This window comes from Arthrobacter sp. 2YAF22_2 (genome assembly GCF_052114645.1).
In the GTDB taxonomy this organism is placed as follows: Bacteria; Actinomycetota; Actinomycetes; order Actinomycetales; family Micrococcaceae; genus Arthrobacter.
The window spans coordinates 1-9135 of record NZ_JBFRFD010000088.1 but is presented as its reverse complement, the minus strand read 5'-3'; the positions used below and the strand labels follow the sequence as shown (position 1 = coordinate 9135).

The window sequence follows — 9135 nt, the reverse complement described above, 5'->3', positions numbered from 1 at the left end:
GCCTCGGCGGCGTCCAGGGCGTCCTGGATGCTGACCGCCGGGGCCCCCTTGGAAAAATCAGCATCCGGAAAGTCCAGGTGGGTGTGGTTGTCCATGACCGGGACGGGCAGTGGCTCCGGCGCCGGCGGATACGGCTTTCGGCCGGACGAAGCGCTCCCGGCCTCCCCGCTGCCGATTGCGCGGAAAGGAGCGGGAGTCAGCGGATTGCACATCCTTTTAGCCTAGCGGCGGCCCGGGCGCAGAATTACCCGGAACTCTCTATATGCTTCGTCAGTTGTGTTAGTACGCTGATAGCAAAGACAGGCGTGAACCAGATGCGGGTCCGGGCATAGGTTGCCGCTCCGCCCGGGCCGCACCAGGGCTGAAAGGCTGCCGATGGACTACCACCGAAGCACCTCTGTAGACGAAGCGCTGCCAGAGCCGCAGGGCTATGCCCGTGCGTCCGCCGCGGCCGGTCCCGCGCCCATGGAGGCCGAGGCCTTCCACGCCGCCAGCGAACGCATCCTGCGCGCCATTAACACCGTGATCGACGGCAAGGCCGACGCCGCCAAGCTGGCCTTGACGGTCCTGCTCGCCCAGGGGCATTTGCTCCTTGAGGACGTCCCGGGGGTGGGCAAGACCCTGCTGGCGAAGACCCTGGCCCGGACCATCGACTGCACGGTCAGCCGAATCCAGTTCACTCCGGATCTGCTGCCCTCCGACGTCACCGGCGTCTCGATCTACAACCAGGCGTCCCGGACGTTTGAGTTCCGGCCCGGCGCGGTGTTCGCCAACATCGTGATCGGCGACGAGATCAACCGCGCTTCCGCCAAGACACAATCGGCGCTGCTCGAATGCATGGAGGAACACCAGGTCACGGTGGACGGAAAATCCTACAAACTGGACGAACCTTTCATGGTGGTGGCGACCCAGAACCCGATCGAGATGGAGGGCACCTACCCGCTGCCGGAGGCGCAGCGCGACCGCTTCATGGCCCGCATCTCGATGGGCTATCCCGACCACGAGGCCGAACTGGAGATGCTCGAGACACACCAGGCCACGTCCCCGCTGACGCGGGTCACGGCGGTCGTCACCGCGGACGAGGTCGCGTCCATGATCGCCGCCGTCCAGCAGGTGTATGTGTCCCAATCGATCAAGGAATATACGGTGTCCCTGGGCCGCGCCACGCGGGAGAGCGCCATGCTCCGGCTGGGCGCCAGCCCCCGTTCCATGCTGCAGTTGCTGCGGGCTGCCAAGGCCACCGCCGCCCTGGAGGGCCGGGACTTCGTGCTGCCGGACGACGTCGTGAGCGTCGCCGAAGCGGTCCTGGCGCACCGGATCATCCTGGACCGTAAGGCGGCCAGCACCGGCGAGACCCCGCAGAGCGTCATCCGGGCCATCCTGGCGAAGGTGCCGGTTGGCCAGGAGTCGTCCCCAGCGCTGTTCCGGGGCGCCAGGGACAACGGCCGCGGCAGGGCCGCCGCCCAGCAGTCCGGCCGCCCCGCCGGCCGTTAAGAGCTGAGGCAGCCGTGGCGTTGCTGGATCGGTTCCCGAAGCACATATTCAGCTCACGCGGCTGGGGCCTGCTGGGGGCAGGTGTCCTGTCCCTGCTGGCCGCCCAGGTGCTCGGCCGCCGCGACCTGCTGGCCCTGGCCCTCTTGTTGCTGGTTCTGCCACTGTTGTCGCTGGCCGGGACGAGGCTGCTCAAGCCCCGGTTCCGGGTCTACCGCGAGTTCAACCCGTCGCCGGTCGAGACTTTAGCCACGACGACCGTCCGGCTCGCGGTGGCTCGCACCGGCCCGGGCTCCGGGCATGCCCTCATGGACGAGCAACTCCCCTCCCGCTTCGGGCAGTCCCCGGTCTTCCGCTTCCCGGCGCGGACCGCCGTCGCCGGGTCCAGCCGCTACGAGTACCAGCTCCGGAGCGCAAAACGCGGCCAGTTCCTGATCGGACCGGTCATGGCCGAATTCAGCGATCCCTTCGGCCTCGCCGTCCACCGCCACGCGATCGACGGCGGTGACGTCCTCACCGTGACCCCAGCGGCCGTCGAACTTCCCGTGACCGGGCTGGCGGGCGCCCGCGGCCACGACGGCGTCACCGCCACCCGGATCCGCGCCAACCCCAGCGACGACGACGTTATGACCCGCGAGTACCGGAACGGCGACCCGATGCGGCGCGTGCACTGGGCTGCGACGGCCCGCCACGGTTCCCTCATGGTGCGACAGGAAGAATCCGTCACGACGCCGGAAGCCACGATCATCCTGGACCAGCGGTTCCTCGCGTACTCCTCCGGCGCCGGCTACGTCTCCGGCGCCGACGCGGCCGACGGGTACGAACTGGTCAGCAGCGACACGTTTGAATGGGCCGTCACCGCCGCCATGTCCATCAGCGCCCACCTGGGCGAACGGAACTATGCCCTGCGCTGCCTGGATACTGAGGGCGAGCCGGCCTTCCTGAATTCGCCCTCGGCGCCCGAGCCGGAGGCCGACGAATATGTCGGGGCAGGCGGCCTGCAGTCCATCGCGGAGAGCCTCGCCGCGATCCAGCTGACCGGACTCCGCCGCCCGTCGGCCGATGCCGGGCCGCAGCCCTTCGACGACCGGCTGATGGACAAGCTGTCCGCGCACCGGCTGCGCGGACCCATCCTCGCGATCCTGGGCCGGCTGTCCCCGGCCGAGGCGCAGTCTCTCGCCCCGGCGGCTGGCTTCGGCGCGAATGCTTTCGCCCTCGTGGTCACCGACCGCACGGCTGACGCCGGGCCGGTCCTGGAAATCCTGCGCCGCGGCGGTTGGCACGCCGTTGCCGTCTCCGCCGCAACGCCACTGCCGGCCGCTTGGTCAGCCTTCGACCAGGGCGGGACCCCGGCGCTCTCGGCCGCCGCCGACGTCCGGCGCGGTGCTGGAGGCCGGCGATGACGTTGGCCCCGCAGCGCAGCACAGCCCATGGGGCGTCGGGACCCGACGCCGGAAGGCCTCCAGGAGACCCGCGCGGAGGAGCCGGCCGGCCGAACCTGGCCGGCGTCGAACCGTGGGCCATGGGGCTGGCCGTCACGGTGGGTGTGGCGGGGGCGGCGCTGGGACTCAACGGCGTGCTGCGCGGCTGGGCGTGGTACCCGGCGGTGCTCACCACGGTTATCGCCGTCGCGATGACCATGGCGGCACTCCGCGCGCTGCGGCTGCGCGGCGTTCTGGTCGGTGCCGGGGGCTTCGCGGCGCTGGCGCTGGTCCTGACATTCACCTTCTTCCGGCAGCACAGCATCGCCGGTTTCATCCCCTCCGGCGACACCTTGGACCAGATCCAGCGGTACCTGCGGCGGGCCAGCGAAACCGTGCTGGCCGAGACCACCCCGGTGGCGCCGAACGCCGGCATCGTGCTGCTGATCTGCGCGGTGCTGGGCCTGCTGGTGATCCTGGTCGACGCCCTGTGCGTTCCGCTCGACATGCCGGCGACCAGCGGGCTCGGGATCCTGGCCATCCTGGTGGTACCGGCCATGATCAAGCCGCAGAGCGTCGGYTGGTTGGGCTTCACCGGTGCCGCGCTTGGCTTTTTGATGATCCTGGCCTGCAGCCACTGGTTCCACCCGGGCTCGGGGACCCGGACGGATACCGCGCCGAGCCCGGGGCAGCTTAAACGCGCCGCCGTGACCGGGGCCATGGCGCTGGCCCTCACGCTCCTTCTCCAGCTGGTGGTCCCCGGATTCGACCAGGGCACCTTCCCCCAGGGCTCGCGGCTGAATCCCTGGGGCACGTCTAACGGCCTGAACCCGATGATCAGCCTGGGCAACAGCCTGCGCAGCCCCGCCGGAACCGGCCGGATCACCTACGCCACGAACGCGGCGGCGGCGCCCTACCTGCGCTCCGTCACCGTGGACAGCTTCGACGGCGATACATGGGCACCGGATGACCGGGACGCCAGCCGCCAGACGGGCACCGGACGGATAGACTCCGGACTCGCCTCCACCTTCGCGGAGCAGGTCCAGGTGGTCACGGCAGTGGACGCCGGCCAGTTCACCAGCCCGTACCTGCCGGTCCCCTACGCGCCCGAGGCAGTCAGCGGCCTGACCGGCCGGTGGAGCTGGGATCCAGCCACGCTGAGCATCAAGGGGGTGGACGTGAACTCCCGCAACCAGCAGTACGTGGTGACGTCGGTGGCGCCGAAGCTGACTCCTACGGTGCTGGCGCAGTCCGCGGACCAGGTGCGCGGCATTCCGGACACGTTCACGCGGATCCCGGCCAACGTTCCCCAGATTGTGCGGCAGACGGCCGATAGCGTCACGGCGGGCAGCAAGACCAGCTACGCCAAGGCGATGGCGATCCAGACCTACCTCCGCTCCACGGCGTTCAGCTACTCGCTCCAGTCCCCCGTCCAGGGCGGCTATGACGGCAATGGCCTTTCCGTGCTGGCCGACTTCCTGACGCAAAAGAGCGGCTACTGCATCCACTTCGCCTCCGCCATGGCCGTCATGGCCCGCGTGGAAGGGATCCCGAGCCGGATCGCCGTCGGCTACGCGCCGGGTCACGTCACAGGCGCCACTGTGTCGATTCCCGGCCGGGGGGCGCTGCCCGAGTACGCGGTCGACGCCCGTGACGCCCATGCCTGGCCGGAACTCTACTTCCAGGGCGTCGGCTGGGTGGCTTTCGAACCGACCCCGTCCCGCGGTGTGGTGCCGGCCTACGCCACCGAACCCGCGGCGCCCAGCGGCGCCAGCACCAACGAGAACAACGACGGGCTGGTCCCCACAAACGACCCTAAGCCCAGCGCGACTCCCGCGCCGTCCGTTGTGCCGCTGCCCAGCACCGGCGGTGAGGCCGGCTCCGGCTCCCGCTATCTCCCGGCGCTCTACGGCGTCGGCGGTCTCCTCCTGATGATGCTGCTGCTGGCAACCCCGGCACTGGCCCGCGAAGGCATCCACCGCCGCCGGCTAAAAGCGTCCGGGGCTGCCGGCCCCGGGAGCGCGGCGCCGGCGTGGGCCGAGCTGCAGGACCTGGCCACGGATTACGGCGTTCCGCCGCGCAACAGCGAAACGCCGCGGCACTTCGCCGGGCGGCTGAGCGGGTCGCCGGCGCTGGGCGAGCCCGGCGGTCTGGACGCACCGGCCCACGACGCTGTGGGGTCGCTGACCAGAGACTTCGAACACCAAGAATATGGCCGTCCCGGCGCCGGGACTCGCACCGACGACTCACCCGCGGACCGGATCGCACTGGTCCGCGAGACCCTGCAGGCCAACGCTTCGTGGTGGACCCGGCTGCGCGCCGCCTGGCTGCCACCCTCGCTCATCGCCCGCTGGCGGGGCCGGGCGTCGACGCCGCTACGGGCGGTGTCCGCTCCGGCGAAGACCGCCCGGCACGGCGCCGCGGAGTCATGGCCCCGGCTCCGCGACGCCGTGCGCAGGCTGCGCCGCGGCTAGCCGGCGTACGGATCGGCGATGCCGATGTACTGGGTGTAGAGGTATTCCTCGATGCCCTCGAGGCCGCCTTCGCGTCCCAGACCGGACTGCTTGACGCCGCCGAACGGGGCCGCCGCGTTGGACACGACGCCGGCGTTGAGTCCGAGCATGCCGGTTTCGAGGCGTTCACCCATCCGGATGCCCCGGTTCAGGTCCTTAGTAAAGACGTAGGCCACCAGGCCGTACTCGGTGTTGTTGGCGAGCCGGACCGCCTCGTCCTCGGAGTCGAAGGTGGTGATTGGGGCGACGGGCCCGAAAATCTCCTCGGCCAGGATCCGGGTGCCCTCGGTGACGCCGGTGAGGATCGTGGGCTGGTAGAAGTAGCCGGGTCCTTCGACGGGGGCGCCACCCAAGACCGCGACCGCGCCCGCGGAAACCGCGTCGGCGACGAGTTCGTGAACCTTGTCGCGGCTCTTGGCGTCGATCAAGGGCCCGAGTTTGGAGTCGGCCTCGGTTCCACGCGCGGTGGTCATTTCCGCCATTTTCGCGGCGAACTTCTCCGCGAATTCGTCGGCGACGGACTCGTGCACGATGAACCGGTTGGCGGCGGTGCACGCCTCGCCCATGTTCCGCAGCTTCGCCAGCATCGCCCCGGCCACGGCGGCGTCGATGTCGGCATCCTCGAACACCACGAACGGGGCGTTGCCGCCGAGTTCCATCGAGGTCCGCAGCACCGTCTCAGACGCGTCTGCGAGCAGACGCCGGCCCACCTCGGTGGAACCGGTGAAGGAGAGCTTGCGGAGCCGGACATCCTTGATCAGCGGGCCGGTCGTGGCGCCGGCCGTGGAGGTGGGGATTACGTTCAGCACGCCGGCGGGCAGGCCTGCCTCCAACATGACGGCGGCAAAGAGTTGCGAGGTCAGCGGCGTAAGGTTCGCGGACTTAAGGACCATGGTGCAGCCCGCGGCGACGGCCGGGGCGATCTTGCGGGTCGCCATCGCCAACGGGAAGTTCCATGGCGTAATCAGCAGGCACGGCCCCACCGGCTTCTTGGTCACCAGCAGCCGGGACTTCCCGTCCGGGGACACCGAGTAACGGCCGAACGCGCGGACGGCTTCCTCGGAGAACCAGCGCAGGAACTCGGCACCGTAGGTGACCTCACCGCGGGCCTCGGCCAGCGGCTTGCCCATCTCGAGGGTCATCAGCAGCGCGAAGTCATCGGCCCGTTCGGTGACGAGGTCGAAGGCGCGGCGCAGGATTTCGCCGCGCTCCCGCGGCGGGACCTTGGCCCAGGATTCCTGCGCTGCGGCCGCCGCGTCCAGGGCGGCGGCGCCGTCCTCGGGACCGGCGTCGGCGATGCTCAACAGCACCTTGCCGGTGGCGGGATCCTCGACGTCGAAGGTCTTGCCGGACACGGCCGGACGCCACTGTCCGTCAATCAGCAGGCCTGTCGGCACGGAGGCCAGCAGAGCAGCCTCACGCTCCGCGGTCACGGTGGGCTGGGCAGTTACGGTCACAACGACTCCCTCGTCAGCAATGGGGTGGAACGCTTCGGATCGCCCCGCACCGGTGCGCTGCGGGGCTGCCTTTATGCCACGGTACTGCCGGCTTCTGCGGGGTGTCTACGCCTGCCCGCACTAGGCTCTGCTGGTTTCGCTGTGCAGCTGCAYAAGCGTAAGCATGGTGTCCGTACCCGGCCCGCTGGCCGGGCCGAAGCCCGGGGCGGACCGGGTGCGGCCGTTGGCTCAGCGAGCCGCGAGGACTGCCGAATAGAGTTCCCGTTTGCTGACCCGGGCGTCGTCGGCGACGGCGGCAACGGCTTCCTTCAGCCGGATGCCCTGGGCGATCAGCGCGTTCACGGCGGCGACCTGGTCCTCCGGTTTGCCCGGCTCCCGTTCCGGCGCGCCGCCCACGACGACGACGATCTCGCCGCGGACCTCGTTGGTTTCGGCCCACTCAAGAAGCTCGTGCAGGGTCCCGCGGATGACCTCTTCGTAGGTTTTGGTGAGCTCCCGGCAGACTGCCGCGCGGCGGTCGGCGCCGAAGCGCTCATGCAACGCGCGAAGCATCGGCTCCAGCCGGTGGGGCGCCTCGAAGAACACCATGGTGCGCCGTTCGGCGTCGAGGTCGGCGAGCCGCGAACTCCGCTCCCCCGCCTTCCGCGGCAGGAAGCCCTCGAAACAAAAGCGGTCCGTCGGCAACCCGGAGAGGGCGAGCGCGGTCAGCACGGCCGAGGGACCGGGCGCGGCGGTGACCGTGAGCCCGGCGGCGACGGCTCCTTCCACCAGCCGGAAGCCCGGATCCGAGACCGACGGCATGCCGGCGTCGGTCACCATCACCAGCGTCTTACCGGACCGCACTTGGTCCAGGAGCTCGCCGGTCTTCGCCGCCTCGTTGTGCTCGTGGTAGCTGATCACCCGGCCGGCCACGGCAATGCCGAGGCTCTGCACCAGTCGGTGCAGCCGCCGGGTGTCCTCGGCGGCGACGATATCGGCGGTGGTCAGCAGTTCGACCAGCCGGGCCGAGGCGTCGCCGACGTTGCCGATCGGTGTCGCGGCCAGCACGATCCGGCCCGGACCGGATGCCGTCCCTGCTGCCGGAACGGCGTCGGCGGCGGCAGGAGGCAACGACGTGCCTTGGGAAATGCTTTGCTCGGGATCCACACCCCCAGCCTACTGCCGGCGGGCGGCGCGCGGGACCCGGGATCCCGTCCGCGAAAGGTAGCATGGGCAACGTGACGCAGACCCCCATGCGGCCTGCCGAGGCCGGTTCAACCACGTCGGTGCGCGCCGACGACCGCCCGGACAGCATCCGCCACGACGCCGGCGGCGCCGGCACCGGCCGCAATCTCGAGGGGCACCGCTGGGTCAGCCGGCCTGCCGAGGCGTTCACCCGTCAAGCCCTCACCGAGCGGCTGATCGGCAACATCCGCAGCTGGCGGGACTTTCCACCCTCGCTGCGCCTGTGGTTCTGGCTGATCCCGGCCTTGACCGCGGTGCTCGGCGGGATCCTGCGCTTCGTCCGACTGGACACCCCGCACAACCTGGTCTTCGATGAGACCTACTACGTCAAGGACGCGTACTCCCTCCTGGTCAGCGGCTACGAGCGCGCGTGGCCGGACAAGGCCAACGATTCCTTCATCGCGGGAAATCCCGGGGTGCTGCTGGACAGCCCGGAGTACGTGGTCCACCCGCCGGTGGGCAAGTGGATGATCGCCGCGGGCATGTGGTTGTTCGGGCCGGAGAGCTCCTTCGGCTGGCGTTTCAGTGCCGCGCTGATCGGCACCCTTTCGATCTTCCTGCTCGCCCTGATCGCGCAGAAGCTGTTCCGCTCGCTCACGCTGGGCGCCGTGGCCGGCGTGCTGCTGGCGGTGGACGGCCACCACCTCGTCATGTCGCGCACCTCGCTGCTGGACATCTTCCTGATGTTCTGGATCCTGGCCGCCTTCGGTGCCCTGCTGATGGACCGCGACGACGGCCGGCGCCGGCTGGCGGTGCGGCTCGGCCAGCAGGCCGCGGCCTCCCCCGGCGGCGTTCCGTCGCGCCTGCAGCTGGCCGCCGGCCCGTGGCTGGGAGTCCGCTGGTGGCGGCTGGCCGCGGGGGGATGCCTCGGGCTGGCGGTCGGCACGAAATGGTCAGCGCTGTTCTTCCTGGCCGGCTTCGGGCTCTTAACCGTCCTCTGGGACCTCAGTGCGCGGCGGATCGCCGGAGTCCACGGCTGGATCACCGGCGGCATCCTCAAGGACGGCATCGCCGCCTTCCTGAGCATCG

Annotated in this window: 6 protein-coding genes and 1 pseudogene; 4 read left to right on the top strand and 3 right to left on the bottom strand. The window is 70.2% G+C overall.

Annotated elements, in window-relative coordinates:
• Positions 1-212: pseudogene (locus AB4Y86_RS05670) on the bottom strand (TatD family hydrolase); the annotation flags it as partial.
• A 163-nt stretch (positions 213-375) separates the two neighbouring features.
• On the opposite strand from AB4Y86_RS05670, the gene AB4Y86_RS05665 reads away from it, so the two are divergent.
• From AB4Y86_RS05665 to AB4Y86_RS05655, 3 genes are read left to right on the top strand one after another with little or no spacing between them, the layout of a single operon-like run.
• Positions 376-1494: an AAA family ATPase gene (locus AB4Y86_RS05665; RefSeq protein ID WP_441400864.1), complete on the top strand. Its 1119-nt coding sequence runs from the start codon at positions 376-378 to the stop codon at positions 1492-1494.
• A gap of 14 nt (positions 1495-1508) precedes the next feature.
• Positions 1509-2894 carry a DUF58 domain-containing protein gene (locus AB4Y86_RS05660; RefSeq protein ID WP_441400862.1) on the top strand — a complete coding sequence of 462 codons (1386 nt, stop codon included), beginning with the start codon at positions 1509-1511 and terminating at the stop codon, positions 2892-2894.
• On the top strand, positions 2891-5386 hold the full coding sequence (locus AB4Y86_RS05655) for a DUF3488 and transglutaminase-like domain-containing protein (protein WP_441400861.1): 2496 nt from the start codon (positions 2891-2893) through the stop codon (positions 5384-5386). The genes AB4Y86_RS05660 and AB4Y86_RS05655 overlap by 4 nt, the downstream gene beginning before the upstream one ends.
• On the opposite strand, the gene AB4Y86_RS05650 is transcribed toward AB4Y86_RS05655, so the two are convergent.
• Together AB4Y86_RS05650 and rsmI are read right to left on the bottom strand one after the other, a co-directional pair.
• Entirely contained in the window at positions 5383-6882 is a 1500-nt protein-coding gene (locus AB4Y86_RS05650; protein WP_441400859.1) for an NAD-dependent succinate-semialdehyde dehydrogenase, read from the bottom strand. The genes AB4Y86_RS05655 and AB4Y86_RS05650 overlap by 4 nt on opposite strands.
• Before the next feature lie 228 nt (positions 6883-7110).
• Positions 7111-7992, bottom strand: coding sequence for a 16S rRNA (cytidine(1402)-2'-O)-methyltransferase (rsmI, locus tag AB4Y86_RS05645; protein ID WP_441400865.1), 882 nt, complete (start codon positions 7990-7992; stop codon positions 7111-7113).
• Positions 7993-8099: 107 nt separating this feature from the next.
• Here rsmI and AB4Y86_RS05640 point away from each other — a divergent pair.
• Positions 8100-9135: dolichyl-phosphate-mannose--protein mannosyltransferase (locus AB4Y86_RS05640; protein ID WP_441400857.1), on the top strand; the 1036-nt coding region annotated here is incomplete at its 3' end.